Origin of the sequence: Labrenzia sp. PHM005 (assembly GCF_006517275.1) — a bacterium.
In the GTDB taxonomy this organism is placed as follows: domain Bacteria; phylum Pseudomonadota; class Alphaproteobacteria; order Rhizobiales; family Stappiaceae; genus Roseibium.
The window spans coordinates 4,679,620-4,697,465 of record NZ_CP041191.1; the positions used below are offsets into that span (position 1 = coordinate 4,679,620).

At 54.7% G+C, this 17,846-nt stretch carries 17 protein-coding genes; 2 read left to right on the forward strand and 15 right to left on the reverse strand.

The genetic code is table 11. The features are described 5' to 3' along the window. The first annotated feature begins 19 nt into the window (after positions 1 to 19). On the forward strand, positions 20 to 385 hold the full coding sequence (locus FJ695_RS21135) for a copper-binding protein (protein ID WP_141187281.1): 366 nt from the start codon (positions 20 to 22) through the stop codon (positions 383 to 385). A 100-nt stretch (positions 386 to 485) separates the two neighbouring features. Then, the gene (locus tag FJ695_RS21140; protein WP_209010757.1) at positions 486 to 953 is read left to right on the forward strand and encodes a copper-binding protein; all 468 of its coding nucleotides are present in this window, start codon (positions 486 to 488) and stop codon (positions 951 to 953) included. Positions 954 to 1,262: 309 nt separating this feature from the next. Here FJ695_RS21140 and FJ695_RS21145 read toward each other — a convergent pair whose 3' ends face one another. The 15 genes from FJ695_RS21145 to FJ695_RS21215 form a co-directional block, all read right to left on the reverse strand. After that, on the reverse strand, positions 1,263 to 1,568 hold the full coding sequence (locus FJ695_RS21145; RefSeq protein ID WP_141187282.1) for a hypothetical protein: 306 nt from the start codon (positions 1,566 to 1,568) through the stop codon (positions 1,263 to 1,265). After that, positions 1,565 to 2,653, reverse strand: coding sequence for an ABC transporter ATP-binding protein (locus FJ695_RS21150; protein ID WP_141187283.1), 1,089 nt, complete (start codon positions 2,651 to 2,653; stop codon positions 1,565 to 1,567). Before FJ695_RS21150 ends, FJ695_RS21145 begins: the two co-directional genes overlap by 4 nt. A 10-nt stretch (positions 2,654 to 2,663) precedes the next feature. Continuing rightward, positions 2,664 to 3,539 (reverse strand): carbohydrate ABC transporter permease, encoded by an 876-nt coding sequence (locus FJ695_RS21155; RefSeq protein WP_141187284.1) that lies wholly within the window; start codon positions 3,537 to 3,539, stop codon positions 2,664 to 2,666. Positions 3,540 to 3,542: 3 nt separating this feature from the next. Further along, positions 3,543 to 4,436 carry a carbohydrate ABC transporter permease gene (locus FJ695_RS21160; RefSeq protein WP_141187285.1) on the reverse strand — a complete coding sequence of 298 codons (894 nt, stop codon included), beginning with the start codon at positions 4,434 to 4,436 and terminating at the stop codon, positions 3,543 to 3,545. Positions 4,437 to 4,559: 123 nt separating this feature from the next. Beyond that, on the reverse strand, positions 4,560 to 5,981 hold the full coding sequence (locus FJ695_RS21165; RefSeq protein WP_141187286.1) for an ABC transporter substrate-binding protein: 1,422 nt from the start codon (positions 5,979 to 5,981) through the stop codon (positions 4,560 to 4,562). Positions 5,982 to 6,003: 22 nt separating this feature from the next. Next, positions 6,004 to 7,140, reverse strand: a complete 1,137-nt coding sequence (locus FJ695_RS21170) for an ABC transporter ATP-binding protein (protein ID WP_141187287.1) — start codon at positions 7,138 to 7,140, stop codon at positions 6,004 to 6,006. Between the two features lie 395 nt (positions 7,141 to 7,535). After that, a complete protein-coding gene (locus FJ695_RS21175; RefSeq protein WP_141187288.1) occupies positions 7,536 to 8,564 on the reverse strand; it encodes a class II aldolase/adducin family protein in 1,029 nt (342 codons plus the stop codon). Positions 8,565 to 8,573: 9 nt separating this feature from the next. Next, positions 8,574 to 9,434, reverse strand: coding sequence for a TIGR01459 family HAD-type hydrolase (locus FJ695_RS21180; RefSeq protein ID WP_141187289.1), 861 nt, complete (start codon positions 9,432 to 9,434; stop codon positions 8,574 to 8,576). Continuing rightward, complete coding sequence (locus FJ695_RS21185; RefSeq protein ID WP_141187290.1) at positions 9,434 to 10,714, reverse strand: FGGY-family carbohydrate kinase; 1,281 nt, start codon at positions 10,712 to 10,714, stop codon at positions 9,434 to 9,436. Before FJ695_RS21185 ends, FJ695_RS21180 begins: the two co-directional genes overlap by 1 nt. A gap of 18 nt (positions 10,715 to 10,732) precedes the next feature. Beyond that, positions 10,733 to 12,688: an SDR family oxidoreductase gene (locus FJ695_RS21190; RefSeq protein ID WP_141187291.1), complete on the reverse strand. Its 1,956-nt coding sequence runs from the start codon at positions 12,686 to 12,688 to the stop codon at positions 10,733 to 10,735. After that, complete coding sequence (locus FJ695_RS21195; RefSeq protein ID WP_141187292.1) at positions 12,685 to 13,923, reverse strand: Tm-1-like ATP-binding domain-containing protein; 1,239 nt, start codon at positions 13,921 to 13,923, stop codon at positions 12,685 to 12,687. Before FJ695_RS21195 ends, FJ695_RS21190 begins: the two co-directional genes overlap by 4 nt. Positions 13,924 to 13,938: 15 nt before the next feature. Then, positions 13,939 to 14,799: a phosphoenolpyruvate hydrolase family protein gene (locus tag FJ695_RS21200; RefSeq protein ID WP_141187293.1), complete on the reverse strand. Its 861-nt coding sequence runs from the start codon at positions 14,797 to 14,799 to the stop codon at positions 13,939 to 13,941. A gap of 27 nt (positions 14,800 to 14,826) precedes the next feature. Next, positions 14,827 to 15,654: an alpha/beta fold hydrolase gene (locus FJ695_RS21205; protein WP_141187294.1), complete on the reverse strand. Its 828-nt coding sequence runs from the start codon at positions 15,652 to 15,654 to the stop codon at positions 14,827 to 14,829. A 125-nt stretch (positions 15,655 to 15,779) separates the two neighbouring features. Beyond that, positions 15,780 to 16,496 carry an AraC family transcriptional regulator gene (locus FJ695_RS21210; protein ID WP_141187295.1) on the reverse strand — a complete coding sequence of 239 codons (717 nt, stop codon included), beginning with the start codon at positions 16,494 to 16,496 and terminating at the stop codon, positions 15,780 to 15,782. A gap of 459 nt (positions 16,497 to 16,955) precedes the next feature. Then, positions 16,956 to 17,846, reverse strand: coding sequence for a cytochrome c (locus FJ695_RS21215; protein ID WP_141187296.1), 891 nt, complete (start codon positions 17,844 to 17,846; stop codon positions 16,956 to 16,958).

Below are 17,846 nucleotides of genomic sequence, written 5' to 3' on the forward strand. Positions count from 1 at the left end.
ATATGAGAAAGGAAACTCCATGAAACTGATCAAAAACCTGGCACTTGCAACCATTGTGGCAGCCAGCACCGCCCCTGCGGCCATTGCCGACTCCAAACACGGTTCGGATCATTCCGGAATGGACCATTCCAACATGGCGATGAACGTCGAGCAGATGGAGGGAGCTGTCCACACAAAGGCAGTCGTCAACTCCCTCGGCGACGGCACGGCCAATGTCACCCATGACCCTATCCCGGAAATCGGCTGGCCGGCCATGACCATGGATTTTACGGTCGTTAAAGGTGCGAAAATGATGGGAGACATCAAGACCGGCGACACCGTCACCTTGATGTTGATGAAGGGTGAAGACGGCTTGTACGCCATCGGCGCGATAATGCCGAACTGATCAACATCCGGCGGACTGCTGCCCGGATCGATTGATCCGGGCGGCGGTTAATGGTGCAAAACGCAACCTAAATGACAACTAAAAACTCTTTGGTGAGATCATGAAACCAAGCAGCATTTCCATCGCGATGGTTCTTGCAAGTCTGCTGACACCGAGTATGCCCCAGACTGCACTAGCAGGTTTTCACCTGCCTCAAAGCGTTGTTCCTCCTATGGACACGCAGGAGAACATGGATCATTCGGCGCTTGAACAGAGTGGCGCACAATTGGTTGGCGCGATCCATCTTCGCGGCGTCGTTAACTCGTTGTCAGAGGGAGCCGTCAACGTCAGCCACGAGGCCAATCAAAGGATCGGTTGGCCGGCGATGACCATGGACCTGCCTCTTGCTCCCTTTGTGCAAGTAACACCCAGCCTTGAACCTGGAATGTCTGTGACCCTGATGCTGACCATGAGCGACCTTGGTCGCTATCAGGTCGCTTCGATTGTTCCAGACGAACAAACCGACGACAGCACGAAAGCAACACCGGACAGCGCAACGCCAACGAAGGACGGTGTGCTGCTGTTTTAGGATCAACGCCGTTTGGAAGTACCAACTCTGGCCGCAGAACGGTGCCGTCAACTTAATCCGAGTCAATACAAGTTGGGTTCATTCCATTTGGGCGTCGAGCTTTGCGTTTCATACGAATGGACAAAAGTTAACCGCCCAAACCATGTTCACCGGTATCCTTGTGGCGTGCGATCGGATTAAATTTCTGTGGGATGATGCACCACCGCGAGTTCTTAGGTTGGGCGGAAAGAAGACGTACCTTCCACTTATATGAATAACAGAAACGGGGTAGACGCGGTCGGGGCAGTTAAAGCAATAGCCGGGCCTTTGTCAGCTCTTGAGATACAGGCTGTATCCCCAGGCGGAAGCGAGCGCCAGAGCCACGACGACCGCAAAAATGACCAGAACGATCACCGCAACCTGCCCGACTTTGGCGAGACTGACACCGGGCCTGCAAAATGGCATCAGGTTGAATGCAAGGCCAGCCACGACGACACCCACGCAACCTGCCGAAAACAGCAGATGGCTAAACGGCTGAAAGATGGAAACCAGTGCCACGACACAGAAACCGATGATCGCAAACTCCAGCCTGCGGGCCCGCGCGGCCGTCATGCCCTTTTGTGCTTGTGAACTCATGACATCACCAATTGTTCATTCTGGTCGAAGACAAGTGTCTGGCCCGGTTTGGGAGTAAGGTTCATCCGTTCGCCGACTTTCACCTTGTGGCTTCTGTCGACCACGACCCGAATATCTGCACCTTGTGTACGGGCATGCAGCAAGGTCTCGGCTCCCATTGGTTCGATCAGTTCGATCTCAACTGAAATGCCGTCTTCACTTCCATAGTCGCGCAATTGAAACGCCCGCGGCCGAATACCCAAGGTTACTTTGGATCCCAGATTCAATCCGCTACCGAGCGGCCCTGCCTCTTTCAAAAAGAGCCGGTCGAACGCGCTGAAGCCCGCCTTGCCATCTTTGGTGGCACAGAAAGTTGCTGGAAGGAGATTCATGGAAGGCGTGCCTATGAACCCGGCGACAAAGAGATTTGCCGGTCGATTAAAGATCTCGTGTGGTGTCGCGATTTGCTCAACCCGCCCCGCGCGCATGACAGCGATCCGGTCCGCCATGGTAAGAGCTTCGAGCTGGTCATGCGTAACAATTACCGTTGCCTTGGAAAGACCGGTCAAGATCTCTTTGATTTCGCCGCGCATCTGTTCACGCAGGGTGATGTCCAGTCGGCTCAGCGGCTCATCGAAAAGAAAGCAGTTTGGGTCCCTGACGATGGCGCGCGCGACGGCTACTCGCTGTTTCTCGCCTTCACCGAGCTGGCCAGGCCGTCGATTGGCGACGTCGTGAAGCTGCAGTGCCGTCATGACCGAGTTTACCTGGGCGTCGACTTCCGCTGAGCCCATTCGAATGGATCGCAGCGGAAAGGCGATGTTCTCTGCAACGGTCAAAGTTGGATAAAGTGCATAGAACTGGAACACCATGGCAATGTCGCGCTCGGATGGCGGCAAGTGATTGACCCGCGTGTTGCCGATATGAATGTCGCCCTCGGTTTCCTGTTGCAATCCGGCAATCATGCGCAACGTCGTCGTCTTGCCGCATCCCGACGGTCCGAGAAGGCACAGGACCTCACCATCTTCGATGGTCATCTCAACATCACTCACAGCTGTGAGGCTGCCGAAACGCTTGGTGAGGTTTTCAATTCTGATCTGTCCCATCTGTCCGCTCCTACTTCTTGACCGTGCCGAAGGTGACGCCACGCAGGAGATGGTTCTGCAAGATGTAGGTGAAGATGAAGATGGGAATCAGAAACAGCGTGATGATCGCCGCCAACAGACCCCAGTCCACACCCAACTGCCCTCCCATGGCACGAGCCATCGCAACCGGCACCGTTCGGGTGTCGTTCCCGGTCAGCAACAGGGCGAACAAGAATTCGTTCCAGGTCAGGATCAACGCAAAGACGACGGTTGCCGCCAGTCCTGCTTTCAGTTGCGGCAGACAGATCTTGAAGAACACTGTCAGGTCGCTTGCACCGTCTAGCCGGGCAGCGTCTTCAACATCTGGCGAAAGTTCATCAAAGAAACTCTTCATCATCCAGACCGAGAAAGCCAGGTTGAACATGGCATACAGCAGAATGATCCCGACATAACCGCCAGATAGACCTGTGACACGGAACATGAGGAAGATCGGAACGATCACGACGATCGGGGGGAGCATGCGAGTTGTTAGAATGACAAACAGGTAGGTATCATTGCCGCGCAGCGGGTACCGGGAAAAGCCATAAGCTGCGAGCGTGCCGATGACGGTTGCCAGCAACACACCGGCGCCGGCAACGAACATGGAATTGAAGAAATAGAGGCCCATACCGGTCGACAGTTGCTCGCCATCTGTGGTCACCCGGTAAAAAACGCGCACGAAGTTTTCCAGAGTTGGCTGGAAGAACAGTTTCGGAGGGGTTGCCAAGGCGTCCTGCCTTGTCTTGAAAGCCGTCAGAACGATCCAAAGGACCGGGGCGAAATAGACAAGACCTATAGCACCGGCAACAAGCGTTCTGCCCCATCCAGCTTCGCGGATCGCGCGCCTTTTCCGTGTCTTGGCTGCCATCGATTAGGCCTCCCGTTCTCGCCGATTGACGAAGTAGAGATAGAGGTTTGTCAGCACGATCACGACGAACAGCAAGATGTAGGAAAGGGCTGACGATTGGCTGGTCTTGAAGAATTGGAAGGCCATCCGGTAGACATAAACAGCGATGGTCTCCGTGGACGAACCGGGTCCACCATTTGTGATGATGTAAACCACATCAAACAGCTTGAAAGTTTCGATCGTCCTGAAGAGAAGGGCCAACAGCAGCAAGCCCTTCACATAGGGAAAGGTAACTGTCTTGAAACGTAGCCACGGCGTTGCCCGATCAACTTCGGCAGCCTCATAAAGATAGTCCGGAACGCTAACGAGACCTGCCAAGACCAGCAGCATGACAAAGGGTGACCACATCCAGGCATCAGCGATCACAATTCCCATGATTGCGCCTGTTTGCGTGGCCAGAAGACCGAACGGCTCACCGGTGAAGTACATGACCGCCTGGGACAGCAATCCAAAAGTCGGCTCATAAAAGAGCTTGAAGAAGACCCCCACCGCGACGAACGACAGCATCATGGGAGTGAGGACCAGCATCATGATCTCACGGCGCAGCGGAAACTTTTTTGCAAACAGTAGCGCCAAGCCAAATCCGATCACCATCTGCATCAGCACGCTGGCGGTAACGATGATTGCGGTTGTCTGAAACCGTTCCCAGACCACCGGGTCACTGAGAACCTTTTCATAGTAGTAGAGGCCCGCAAAACGTGGTGGTTTCAGGGACGATGCCTTGTAGTGGAAGAAACTCAGACCGAACGACCACATCAACGGAAAGATGTTCATGACGAACAGCAAAACAATTGCAGGGGTGACAAGAAGCGCACCTCTCCGTTTCGGGTCCATCAGCCATTGCAGAAAATTCGTCATAAAGTCCGTCCTTGCAGTGCGGCTCGGCACCGCCTGATCGCCATCCCGTTCGAGGGCGTGGGAGGCGGCAGCCGATTGCCGTCGCCCCCCGGTCGCTGGAGGAAGAAGTGTTTGCAGCTGAAGTCAGTCGATACGGCCGGCTTCGGTCAAAAGATCCTGCTGGAACGCGGCAATCGAATCGAGTGCTTCCTTGGCCGTTTTCTGACCGGTGATTGCCTTGTCGAATTCTTCCTGTTGCTGTGTCAGCAGCTCAAAGAATTCAGGCACATGCCAGAAATCTTTCTGCCAAGGAAGAAGCTCTACGTGAGCGCGGTTCCAGGGTTTGAAGTCGTTGTAACCGGGCGCATTCATCACGCTTTTAATGGCTGCGGTTCCCCCGTTAAAGGCAAACGCCTCCTGGGTGTCCTTGGACAGCCACCATTTCACGACATTCAATGCCTCATCGACAACTTCATCGGAGTTCCATGTTGTCAGCACAAAGGGCTGACCGCCGATATTGTCCCAACGGACCATCTCACCGTTGGCATCAATTGTACCGGGTGGCATCGCATAGGCAGTCTTGTCGGCAACCTTGGATACCTCGGGATTGACCGCGGCAGACGAAAGCGCGTTCCAGTTGATGATGGCCGCGATCTTGCCCTGCAGATACAGATCGTTGATCTGGAAGATATCCATCTGACCTGTTTTCCAGACCGGTGGTGAATATTGCAGCAGATCGAGATATTTCTGGAAGGCGGCGACCGCCTCATCGGAGTTGACCACACCGACGGCCTGGGCATTCGGCTGATCGGATTCGTCCCAAATCGAGGCGCCGCCCTGCCAGATGAAAGCGTTGATCTGTCCAGATGAGAAGTCGTATCCTTTGCCGGCTTGGTAAGCGATACCGTAAAAATCTTCAGTCAGCGTTTCACCTGCAAGCGTATCACCCGACTTACGCATGAAGAATTCACCAATATTGCCCCAGGTGTCCCAGTCTACTTCGACCCAGTCTTCGTAGGTGCAAGGCAATTTCTTATCGAATTTTTCCTTGAATGCCGAAGCTTCTCCCTCATGACAAAACAGGTCGGTGCGGAAGGAAACAACCTTGGTATCCGGCATTTGCGGGAAGCCATAGATGTTGTCGGATTTGTAGGGATAGGTTGCATAAGCTTCGGTCAGCGCCGGATGGACATCCTGCAGGATGGCGGCAAGTTCCTGGTCTGCGGCAATACGGTCGTTCAGTTTCAGAAACTGGCCGCCTTCGATGAAGGTGCCGATCCACTGACTGTCTGAAACGACCAGTTGATACTTCTCTTCCCCCGAGGCCATGGACGCAGCAACGCGCTCGTAGAAGCTTGGCCAAGGAATGAAATCGATGGCCAACGTGACATTGTTGCCTGACGGAGATTTGTAAGTCTTGTTCGCATATTCTTGCATGAACCGGGTTGGGCCCCAATCCGGTGCAGCCATTTGAATGGTTATGTCCTTGGCCCAGGCCGGAGGCGCGGTTGCAACGAGGCAGCCCGCTAGAGCGATTGCACTTCCTGTGGTCAACAATTGTTTCATTGTCGTCTCCATACGTTCCTCTCTAGAGTTTAGGCTTATGTTTTTCCTGGACCGGCTGCCTGATGACCGTTCCGGTTTCCTTCGCAAATACATGCGTGGTGTCGAGATCGAAGCCGCAGGTAAGTGAAGCGCCCGGCGGGTAGCCGATGGCCTGCTCTTCCGGCAGGACCATTTTCAGCCGGTTGCCATTGGCAATCAGGTCGAGAATGACCAGGTCGCCGATCGGCTCCGTCAGGTGAACCTTGCAGTCAAATGTCGAACCTCCATCCGCCAGCGACTTGGTCACCGGTTTGATCTCATGGGGCCTAATTCCAAAAATCAGCTCCTCGCCGACAGAAAATTCCGTCAGGGGATTTCGCCAGGGTGCTTCGCGGAATTCGCCAAATCCGGTCACAACGGACGGTTGGTTGTCGTCGCCGCCCCGTTTGGCGTCGATCAGGTTCATTTGTGGTGAACCGACCATCCCGGCAACATAAGAGCTGTCCGGACGATCGTAGAGCTCATCGGGTGTTCCGGTCTGGGCGATACGTCCATCCCGCAAGACCCCGATGCGCTCTCCCATGGTCAAGGCTTCGAGTTCATCTGGGGTGGCGTAAACGATGGTGATTTGGCGCTCACGATGAATTCGCTTGAATTCTGCCCGTGTGTCGTGGCGAAGCTTGGCGTCCAGGTTGGTGAGTGGTTCATCAAGCAGAAGCAGATGCGGCTGGCGAATGAGTGCTCGCCCGATGGCGATGCGTTGCTGTTCACCACCGCTGGCCGTTCCTGGTTTGCGGTCGAGCGTATGCGCCAATCTCAGGAGTTCTGCAATCTCGTCAATGCGCCGGTTCACTTCAGACGCGGCCAGTTTTTGCTGACGCAAAGGGTAAGCGAGGTTATCTCGCACTGTCAGGTGCGGATACAGCGCAAAGGTTTGGAAAACCATGGTGACATCGCGGTCACGCATTGCCGCGTTGGTCACATCCCGTCCGTCGATCTCAATTGTGCCGGAAGTCGGAGATTCTATGCCGCAGATGGTACGAAAGGTTGTCGTCTTACCGCTTGCGCTTGGACCCAGAAGTGCAAAGAATTCGCCGTTTTGAACATCCAAGTTCAAACCGTCAACCGCCCTCACATCGTCAAAGTACTTTACGAGATCCGTTACCCTCAATGACGACATGGGAGATCCAATCGTGGCAATTCATTGAGCGTTATCTGATGAGAGGCGTTCTTTGACATTGGACCCAACGTACGCGTTTGCGCGCGGGTACACCGGTTGCGCTGGCCGCTGGAGGCATGAAGGTTTTGGCGAAATTCGTGAAATTTCTTGCGCTGGCTCCACGCGCCAAACGCGTCAAAATCGTTTGCCGGGATTGCCGTTTTCAGGCCATGAGCCTGATGGGACATGTCACTGCATTTTTCTGACATCTTCGGGCTGCACCCCGCTGTTACAACTGCATGACGTTGCGATAACGGTATCAACTCTTGTCGGAAATGCTTTTGCGCGGCGCAGGTATTTTTATGACTATTCGCTTTTTTGTCGGGTTAGGCAGTCCAGATGGCGAATTGCATTTCTCACAATCCGGTCAGTGCTTGCCTGTATTTCTCGGCATCCCAGTCTACCAATTCCCGTTCCTCTTCCGCTGTGAGGTAGTTCAGAGAGGCTGACAGCGGCAGTCGGATTACAGTGTTCGCCAAGGCTCTCAGCATCTCATGGCCACCTGCCGACAAGGATTTGTCGTGAAACACACCTACCGAACGCAGCGCCACCGCTTTCGGCCACAACGGGTCTTCCGACGATGTTTCAAAGAAAGCGTTCAACTCGTCCTTTGTGTCGACGGCGGCGATTGATTTTCCCAGAAAAACGACATGGTCAGGATAGAGAGACCCCATGCGCGCATATTCGAAACCGTGCGGATCGAGGGCAAGTTGGTGTGTGAGATTGCACTCAGCAGCCACAAAGCCAGTGCCTGAGCAAAGTTGGTTTAGCGTTGGGAAGCAGGCTTTTTTCACCGGTCGAGCGGTTGTCATAAGTCTTGCTTCCAGCTCCAGCATGAGTGCCAGAGTTTCCTGGACCGTCTCGCTTCCAACGACAAGTCCATGATTTTGAATGACTAAAATATTGCAGGTTCTTTTCGACAATACACCGGAGACAAGACGCGTTAGGGGGAGACCCGGTTTGGAATAAGGCACAAAGGCCCAATCGAACCCCTTGAGCTTCTCGGCCAAAATGTTCTCGGCGTTTTTTTGTACTGAATGGACGATGGTATTGATCGAATGCGTATGAAAAACGACTGCGTGCGGCATCAGTGAGTGCAATGTTGTTTCAATTGAGGGACGCAGGCCTAAGACATCATCACTGTAAGATGCCCCAGACAAGGGATCCTCAATTCCCGCCCTGATCTGTTCGTTGATCCTGGTTCGGTTCACCGGGACAAACACTTCTCCGGCTTCGGCCTGCGCCAACCATTTGCCGGACGCTTTCACCCACATCCGGTCGGTTCCGGTCTTGAGTGAGGTGTTGCCGCCGGCGCCTTGTATGAACAATGGGTTCTCGCCGATCCTGCGGGATAATGAGATGAATTCCGGATCAATTTTCTGCACATCAACCTCTCAGAGTGTTGCGGCAACCCAGGTAGGTGCGAACTCGCTTTCGCTCAGCAGTTTTGCGAGGCTGACATTGAAGTCGCCCAGCTCGAATTCGGCGTGATGGATGCCGGTTAGCACCAGCAGACTGTCGAAACCGGCGCGCTCAGCACCGACAATGTCATGATGAAAGGAATCGCCAATAAACAAAGGATTCTTGCAGCCCAAAGCTGCCAATCGGCGGTCAACCCATTGGTAGATCAGGGGATGTGGCTTGCCCACCAATTGGACGTTGCCACCTAGATCACGATAGGCGTGGGCGATCGTTCCTGGGCTCACTGTCAGCCCTTGTGCATCTGGGGCAACGTTGTCCGGATTGCTGCACAGAAGCGGCGCTCCCTTAGCAACCAGGTTCGGCAGAAGGTCGTTCTCCCAGGTGGCGCTCAGGCCAGGAGACATGCCGGACAGATATACAAAATCGCACGCCTCCAGCGTATCGACGAGAGCAAGCCCGCGCACTTTCGACAAGTTCAGACGATCTGCACTGGCACTGGTGATGTTGAAACAGCGCGGCCCGTGGTTTTCCACGTAAGCGGGCAGAATTGCCTGAACAGCGACGTCTCCTGATGTGACCACACCGTCGAAAAGACGTCCTGCCAGGCCCAGTTTTTCCAGGCGGTCATAATTTTCCGGCGCACTTCGCCCGCTATTGGTCAACACTAGAGAGATCTTGCCGGACGATTTCAACTCGTTGAGGACACGCAACACATTGGGATAAAGTTCAGTGCCGTTGTGCAATACACCGAACTGATCAAACACGAAGGAATCGTACTGATCAGCGACCGCTGACAATCCCGAAACAAAAAGATTGCTGAAATCGGCAACCATCAGCGCGCGCGCCCGCCAAGCGATGCCAGCAATGCTGCGCCGTAGGCCGCTTCAGAATGACGGGCTGTCAGAACCGGCACCCCCAGAACCCGTTCGCGAATTCGGTTCCACACGAGGTTCTTGCTGCCCCCTCCAACGGTCCTGACTTGAGCCGGATAGGGAACGCCCTTTTTGCTTAACAGGTCATAACCCTGCCTTTCAATCCGGGCGATCGACTCCAGCAATCCTGCCAGGAAAGCGACATCGCAGCTCGGCCGCGGATCGGTGCTATTCTCTCGTGCCGGATCGGAGATAGGAAATCTTTCTCCCTTCTTTGTCAGCGGGTAATAGTCGAGTTTAGAAGATACCGTCGGGTCGATCTGTTTGGAGAGCCTCTCCAGCTGATCTGGCGCAAAGTATTTCAAGAGCACACCTCCTCCACTGTTGCTTGCTCCTCCTGCCACCCAGTGGTTGAACAGTTTGTGGCTGTAAACACCATTTGAACCGGCATCTACCCGACACGGAGAAACCGCCTTGAGAACCATTGTGGTTCCAAGGGAAGTAACGGCTGTCCCGGGTTTCAGGTCAGCGAAACCACTGGCTGCAAGAAAACCGGCCATTCCATCTGTGGTGCCCGTGTAGACTTTGCAGGTTGCTGACAAGCCGGTTCTGGACGCCATGCTGGCACTAAGTGTTCCGGCCAGGCTCGCTGGAATGCGCACTTCGGGAAGAGATTGTGCAGAAAAAGGCAAGCAAGCAGGGTCGAAAACCCACTCCTTTGCTGCCGGGTCATAACCCAGTTTGAGAGCGTTGTTTTCATCGCTGAAATCGAAACGGCCGCAAAACTGTCCTGCAATCCAGTCAGCCTGATGGGTAACGCGAAACGTTGATGGCCGGTCCATGGTCCAGAGATCGACAACCCGCCCGAGCGTTGGTGGCAGGCTGGCCGCCCCTTTCCCAAGAGCTTTTGCCAGCAAGTCCTTGGCATCTTCACTTGGCTCTTCATGATAGAATTTTGCCGGAGACAGAGGTTTACCGTCCGCATCGCACAGCAGGACCGTGCCGGATTGTCCATCCACAGCCAGACCGGCAATTAATTTCAGATCAACATCCTTCGACAATCGCTCAAGCACCGAGAGGCAAAAGGACACCCAGGACGTTGGTGACAGCCTTTGGGCGCTGGTGAGATACCGATCCTCGGCACCCGCAATGCAAACACCTTTTCTATCCGAAACCACGGCACGTATGCCGGAGGTACCCACATCCAGGCCGAGGTAGAGCTGTTGCTTTCCGCTGGTCAAGATCGGTCTTTCTAATACCTAGATAACACGGTCGTTGCCGCCATCGACAGGCAGCTGTGCTCCCGTCGTCTTTGGCAATGTTCCGTCGACAAATGCCGAGACAGCACGGGCAACATCGCGCGAAGTGATCTCTGTCTTCAGGAGGTTCCGAGTCTTGTATTCTTCGACGCTCAATCCGTAGCGCGCTGCGGATGTCGCAAGGGCCTGTTCGGTCCAGAGGCCGGTATCGAACACTGCATCTGGATGCACTGCATTGACGGTTATGCCGTCTGCTGCAAGTTCCAGGGCAGCCACCCGCATCAACTGGGTCAATCCGGCTTTGGACACAGAATAGGCGGCTGCACCAGCCCCAGGTGCTGTCACGTTTCGCGAGGCAATGAAAACAACAGCGGGCTCGATGCCGTGTCGAAGGAAGGGGATCGCCTGTTTGAGGACCTTACGATGAGCCGACAGGTTGATGGCCATCGACTGGTCCCAGTTGTCGTCTTCCAGCGTTTCGATGGTGTTGCCCGTTCGAAAGATGCCTGCGCTGGTTACCAGAATGTCGAGCCCGCCATAGGTCTCCGCGGTGTGCCGAAAAGCTGCTGCAACGCTGTCCTCGTCAGTCAGATCACAGACCAGACCTTCGAAACCGGGGCGGTTCATGGAGCCAAGAATTGACGGCGATATGTCCAGGCCGACGACCACTGCCCCTTTGTCGGCAAGCAATTCGGCGCAGGCATAGCCAATGCCGGAAGCAGCCCCGGCAACCATCGCAATCTTACCAGTCAATTCAGATGGAGGGGGCTGGCGCTTGAGCTTGGCCTGTTCCAGTTCCCAGTATTCCAGGCCGCGCAGATCGTCTTCACCCAATCCCTGCCAGCCTCCCATTTTGTCGGCGTAGTACATTGCCTTCAAAGAAGTTTCGGCAACGTCGGAGCTGATGGAAGCCCGTTTCAGATCCCGGCCAAAGCTGCGCGTATAGCCGTCTGAGCTGATGGCCCAATGCGGGTAAGGGGGCAACATTTGCAAACTATGATTGCCGGCGCGGTCAAAATAGCCGCGATAATCGTCACGAAAACTGAGTAATCCGGCTTCGGGGTCATCGCCGAGCAGAGCCGGAAAGGGCTTGTTGTGAATCACATGTTCAGGCGTGACCGTGCCGCCTCTCAAAAGCGTTCCATATCGCTTGGCCTTGTCTTGACCTACCTTGGCCGACTTAAGGGATATGACAGGAAAACTGGCTAATTCACTGACAAGGCGTCGAATTCGCGCGATCTCAACCGCGTCTTCGTTGCCTTCCCGGGAAAACCGTGGACTGCCATAATTGTCGAGTAGATACCGTTCAGCCTCGTCGACAACCTTGATCATAGCATTGTAGCTGTCGCGGGCACTGTCGGAGAAGGTAAAGATCCCATGGTGTTCAAGAATGACCGCTTCGTATTGAGACAGATCTTTTTCAGCGATCTGCTGACGGAATTGCAGTGCAAGATCGAAACCGGGTTTCACATAGGGTAGAACCAGAACCCTGTCGCCATAGATTTCGGCAAACCTTGCCGCACCCTCAGGACTGTTTGAAATCGTTAAAATGGCGTCCGCGTGGGAATGGTCGACAAATTTGAACGGAATGAGTGCATGAACGATCGCCTCGATCGAGGCAGCTGCTGCGTTGCTATCTAGCCGCGCCCGTGCCACTTCGTTGACCATGTCGGGGTCACTGAGGTGCTCCAGCCCGGCCAATCGTGTGACGCTGGCAAGGTCCAGGGCGGTGAAGCCTTCCGCCCCCATTGTTCCAAGGTCAAACCCGCTTGCCTTTACCCAGATGACGGGCCGCTGGGCACCGAACCTATCGGCTTCGGTCGACTTCACTGACGTGTTGCCACCGCCGTGAAGAACGAGAGCAGGGTCCTTGCCTATCAGTCTGGACGAATAGGCCCGCAACTCAAGGTCGTTTGAAGCCCGTGCGGCCTCGTCTTCGTTCCAGCGGTTCTTCATTTCGATTGTTCCCTGCTGGTTTCGATCAGGTTTGCGAGCTCTTCAACGGCACGTTCAACGAACTCTTTGTCCTCAGCTGCAGCCTCGACTTCGATGAGAGGAATATGTTTTGGCAGCAACTCGCGGACCGCGTCGTGGAAAATAGCATCGCTCTCCGCGTCAAAGAGCACTCCTCCTGGAACGGAGTAGCTACTGATCCCCTTTTTTGGCAGCATGAAAACCGTGTTCGATTTGGCAGTCCCCAGACGGTCCCGGATCTCCTCCATGATCTGGACAAGCTCAGGGCCCGTCGTGCGCGGAACCAGAATGACAGGGTTGTGGTAGCTGTGTAGGCGGTCCTTGTAGGCCTCGGGCACCGAGTGCGGTTCGTCAAGAACGATGCCGATGTGATCGACGCCACCCGGCACGACAACCTGGGGCAGACCAAGCTCTCCGGCAACCGTCAGACGGTTCTTGTCCGCAGCACGGATCCCTCCGAAAAGGGCGTCGGTTATGTCCCCCAGCGCATAGTCGAAAACCGCGCTGATGAAACCGTCCCGCATCAGTTGTTCCATGGCCCTGCCGCCGGGGCCGACCGCGTGGAAGACGATGGTCTCAAAGCCCCGCTCAGCAAAGAGTTCCATCGCCAGCATGGTTCCCTTGGTCAAAACGCCAAGATTGGTGATACCGATGACGGGTTTGCTGGAATCAAACGCGATTGCCTCGTCCGCATCGGCCATCCCCACCACAGCACCGGCCGCGTTGGACAACATACGGCGGAAAAACGGGTTCAGGCCAAGAATGTCGCTGACGGAGAACATCATCGTGATGTCCTTTATCCCGACATAACCAGATGTGTCTCCCGACGCCATGGTCGACAGCATGACTTTCGGAAATCCGTATGGGAGTGCTTGCATGACCTGACAGCAGTTGTTGGTGCCCTGGGTTCCACCCAGGCTGATGAGGCCGTCGATTTTTCCATTGCTGATCAGATCGAGAACAATGTGGCTTGCCCCCTTGATCATTACCTCTGCGGCGCGGTCGCGTGATGGATCCTGCCTCAGACGGGTAAGCGGGGTACCACCCTTCTCAGCAATCTCTGAATTGGAAATATCGGCTTCAATTTCGCTGTCACCGACGACACCCATGTCGAGCAGCAGGACCGACGCGCCCAGACGCTCAATCTCTCCCTTGAGGCAGCCGCATTCTGCACCCTTGGTGTCCAAAGTTGCCAGTATGGCGATCGTCTTGCCCATGACCGCGCCTCCGTCCTAGCTGTTGAACTTGAGTGAGGTGAACTCCGCAGCAGCGGCACTGACGGCTCGCTCAATCGGAAGCCGTTCCGTGGACGAACCAGTCCAAAAGCCATGACCGCTGGTGTTGTCGAGCATGAATTGAGCGTCTTCGGGGGTCTCCATCGCCGCACCATGAGCGACGAGGATGACGTTAGGGTCGATGGCCCGGGCCGCTTGGTAGACCTTTTCGGTCTCGTCAGCCGTTTCCTGGATGGTCAGGCCTTTGTCGTAACCGGTCAGGCCGCCCTTGGTGGTGCCCGCGTGGTAGCAAAATACATGTGGCCGGGCCTGTTCCACAATCTGAAGTGCATCTTCCATAGTGAACGCTAGGCCGATACTCACCATGTCCATTTCTTCCCGGGCAAGGCGCAGCATCTCGATTTCGTTGTCGAGCGAAATACCGGCGCTTCGGATCACGCGGCCAATTTCGCTATCCTTGTCAACGTAACTGATTGATGGACCGATATTGGACACGGAGTTGACGCCCATCCGCTTGCAGTCGTCCAGCACCATGCGCATGTCCTTGAGCGGATCATTTGCGTTCAGGCAAGCACAGACAAATGCCTTTCCCTCAAGGGCAGGCATGATGTCTTCCCTTGTGTAATCCAGTGTTTGCCGGTTGGAATCCAGGATTGGCCACATCATAGACATCGTGCCCATCCCGTTGGCACGCAGCCTTGCTCCGGAGAAGGTGTTGATGCAGTCAGATCCCGCACGTTCCAGAAGTTTCGCAACGAGGCCGCTCCCTGCACTTGAGATCATGATTGGGTCTCGTCGGTCGACCTTGGCTTGCAGGTTGCTGAGGATTTGCGCAGTAGAAATGCGTTTGGTGATCATTGCTGTCTCCTCCAAAGGGTGAGCTGCTTAGGCGTCTGCCGCCTGCAACGCGTGACTGAGAAATCGGGTGATTGTTTCGACAACGGCCGTACGGTGCTCATCAGGAGCGAGATAACGGGGCGGCGCGTGAAAATATTCCGCCTCGCCAAGGGCTCCCTGGATTTCGCGGGCAATTCTGGAAGGGTGCAGCGGGTCGGCGTTGTTTCCGATAACAAGCGCAGGCATGGAAAGACGACCGAGTTTTTCGATCCTTTGAAAGGGTTGATCCGCTATCAGCGCTCTCAAGATGCCAGCAGCTTCGACGGCCTGGGGACGCGTAAGCGCACCTTTGATCGAGGACGCGCTATTTGGATTTTCCGCTTTTATGGAGTTGAACGTTGGATGTGTTTCCAAGTGCTGTTCAGCGTCTTCCAATCCAAGCAAGTCCAGCCAGCTGCCAATCTCTTCCAGAATGTTCAGGTGCGGCCGCGCCGGACGGTCCAGCCAGGCAGGGCGGACCAGAAGAAGAGCTCTGATCAATCCGGGATGCGATAGGGCCAGGTTTAGGGCTATGCCAGCCCCCATCGAGATCCCCCCGGCGACAACCCTCCGGATACCGAGATGCTGCAAAAGTGCACTAGCAACCTCTGCATACGCATTAAAACCCACTTCAGACACCGAAAAATTGTTATTTGAGAGCCTGGTCTCGCCATGTCCCGGCATATCTACACTGATGATGCGGTAGCCGCTCAAGCCTTCAAGAGCGGCTTTGACCTGCGCTTTGTCAGCTGCCAGACCATGAAGGAAAAGAATATCTTTTCCCTCGCCATGCAGGTCATAGGAAACCTGCAGATTTTTGTGAGTGAAGAAAGCCATGGTCGTGCGAAATTCCAGGTCCCGTAGCTGGGTGAATTTTGCAAAAACCTAGCAAATAGTTCAGTTGACTGCTTTTGTGAGGCGAGTGATTTTTTGTAATTATTCGCTTATCGCCTGACTGTAATTTATTTTTGACCCCAGGTTGCGCGATATCTCTTGGGGGATTGTTCAAAGAATTTCTTGAATTGATTAGCGAAGTAACTCTGGTCTCGGAAACCGCAGGCCAGAGCCACATTGATGATGGACTCATCCGTGGATATGAGCATCTTGGACGCTGCTTGAAGTCGGGTCCGCAAGATGAACTCCTGTGGTGACAAGCGAAACTGCATGCGAAACCGCTTCCTGAAATGACTGTCGGAGAGGCAGGAGATTTTAGCAAGTTCCTTGATGTCGATTTTCTCAGCGACATTTGCCTGGATGAAGTCGATCACTTTGCTGAACTGCTGGTACTCGTCCGGCAATTGTTCCGATCGTGAGATGACGCGCGTGGTTCCCATCAATCCCTTGATTTCGCCATCGGCACCAGCAAGCGGAACCTTGTTGGTCGAAACCCAGGTCAAGTGGCCGGATTCATCCACGATGAGTTCCGTCCGGTTGATAATACGGTGATTGGTGTCAATGACAGTTCGATCATCCTGTTCGATCAATGCAGCGATTTTAGGAGGAAAGAAGTCCTTCTCTGTGGCTCCGACCACCTCGGCCTGATACCGAAAGTTCAGAAGGCGCAAGCAAGCCTGGTTGCACATGACCCATCGGCACTCCCGGTCCTTGATGTAGAAATAGATATCGGGAAGCAACTCGAACATTTGTTCGATCTGACCGCGATCACGCAGGCCTGACATGAAGTTCTCAGCATATGCTTCCAATTCGGACCTCGGGGCTGAAACATCGCAATGGGAGCCTCAGCATAGGTGAAACAAATTCAAAGCGACAAGAGGCAGCATGGAACTGCCCGCAAAGCCGCTGTTGTAATCCCGGCCGAGATCTCAGAGCGCGTCGCAATTAAATGGATCCATTTGATGCTGCAAAATGGATCGTTCGGCAAGGCGCGTCGCGTAAAGCGATCTGGTTGATCGTGCAAGCAGCGCAACGCTGCCGAGGGACTGTTTTGCAGCACCCTTCCATTTGAAACATTTGGACCTGAAAGGGCCGGGCACATTTGATCTCTGGCGTCGTTGGTGTGCGTTTATGATGATCAAACCACCGCACGCAAACCGTCTAGCCAGAAATCAAATTTGCTCCGGTCAAATGAAACCAATAAATCGCGAACCGCTGTAAGAGTTCATCTGCTGATCATGGTTTTAGTCGCGTCTCTCCAACAGGTATGTCGCGATGGCTATCCGGTCCGCTTCGGACAAATACTCTGTGCCATCTCTCACGACTTCTCCCATTGAGCCGCCAAATACGTCGCCGTTGGGCATTATCCCCGTCTGCAAGGCGTAGGATAGTGAGCTTATCGTCCACCCCCCTTCCTTTAGAGAAGCGCTGGTGATGGGGGGCGATTTGCTGCCATCAGGCAGCTTATCTGCCCCGTGCAAATAGAGCTCTGGCTGCCGGGCCCCAAGGAGATTTCGGGGCGTGTGACATGCTCCGCAGTGGGCGGGACCCTCAACAATGAACTTGCCCCGGTTCCACTCTTCGCTCCGGTCCGGATCGGGCCGAAAGGGTTCTGGATCGAGAAATACACCGCGCCAAACCTTAAGACCGGACCGCACATTGAATGGTGGAACCATTTCATGGACCTTCGAGGCTTTCGCGACCGGCGGAACTGTTTGAAATGCCGCCCATAAATCGGCAACGTCCTGATCTGAAAACTTCGCATAAAACGGATAAGGAAAAGACGGGTAGTAAGGATCACCGTCTGGAGACACGCCCTGCCGGACTGCCTTGGCAAAGTCTTCCACGGTCCAGGCACCGATACCGTTTTCCCGGTCAGTGGTCAGGTTGGGGGAATAAAACGTGCCAAAGTCGGTGGGTAGTTTCAGCCCGCCTGCGAGCGGCTTTCCGTCGCCTTCAAAATCCGTATGACACGCGATACATCCGGACATCCGGGCGAGATAGGCGCCGCGCTGCGGATCGCCCTGCGCAGTTGTAAGTTTTACAGGTTTTCCTATGGGCCAGTAATACAGCCCGGCGAACCCCGCTCCTGCTATCGCAAGAGCGGAGAACGCGCCAACAAGCCAAATCCGCAC

Bases quoted from the DNA above. Each gene is read 5' to 3' on its own strand.
- FJ695_RS21145 (WP_141187282.1), bottom strand. From the start codon at position 1,568: ATGAGTTCACAAGCACAAAAGGGCATGACGGCCGCGCGGGCCCGCAGG.
- FJ695_RS21170 (WP_141187287.1), bottom strand. From the start codon at position 7,140: ATGTCGTCATTGAGGGTAACGGATCTCGTAAAGTACTTTGACGATGTG.
- FJ695_RS21210 (WP_141187295.1), bottom strand. From the start codon at position 16,496: ATGTCAGGCCTGCGTGATCGCGGTCAGATCGAACAAATGTTCGAGTTG.
- FJ695_RS21165 (WP_141187286.1), bottom strand. From the start codon at position 5,981: ATGAAACAATTGTTGACCACAGGAAGTGCAATCGCTCTAGCGGGCTGC.
- FJ695_RS21150 (WP_141187283.1), bottom strand. From the start codon at position 2,653: ATGGGACAGATCAGAATTGAAAACCTCACCAAGCGTTTCGGCAGCCTC.
- FJ695_RS21160 (WP_141187285.1), bottom strand. From the start codon at position 4,436: ATGACGAATTTTCTGCAATGGCTGATGGACCCGAAACGGAGAGGTGCG.
- FJ695_RS21155 (WP_141187284.1), bottom strand. From the start codon at position 3,539: ATGGCAGCCAAGACACGGAAAAGGCGCGCGATCCGCGAAGCTGGATGG.
- FJ695_RS21205 (WP_141187294.1), bottom strand. From the start codon at position 15,654: ATGGCTTTCTTCACTCACAAAAATCTGCAGGTTTCCTATGACCTGCAT.
- FJ695_RS21140 (WP_209010757.1), top strand. From the start codon at position 486: ATGAAACCAAGCAGCATTTCCATCGCGATGGTTCTTGCAAGTCTGCTG.
- FJ695_RS21180 (WP_141187289.1), bottom strand. From the start codon at position 9,434: ATGGTTGCCGATTTCAGCAATCTTTTTGTTTCGGGATTGTCAGCGGTC.
- FJ695_RS21195 (WP_141187292.1), bottom strand. From the start codon at position 13,923: ATGGGCAAGACGATCGCCATACTGGCAACTTTGGACACCAAGGGTGCA.
- FJ695_RS21135 (WP_141187281.1), top strand. From the start codon at position 20: ATGAAACTGATCAAAAACCTGGCACTTGCAACCATTGTGGCAGCCAGC.
- FJ695_RS21190 (WP_141187291.1), bottom strand. From the start codon at position 12,688: ATGAAGAACCGCTGGAACGAAGACGAGGCCGCACGGGCTTCAAACGAC.
- FJ695_RS21200 (WP_141187293.1), bottom strand. From the start codon at position 14,799: ATGATCACCAAACGCATTTCTACTGCGCAAATCCTCAGCAACCTGCAA.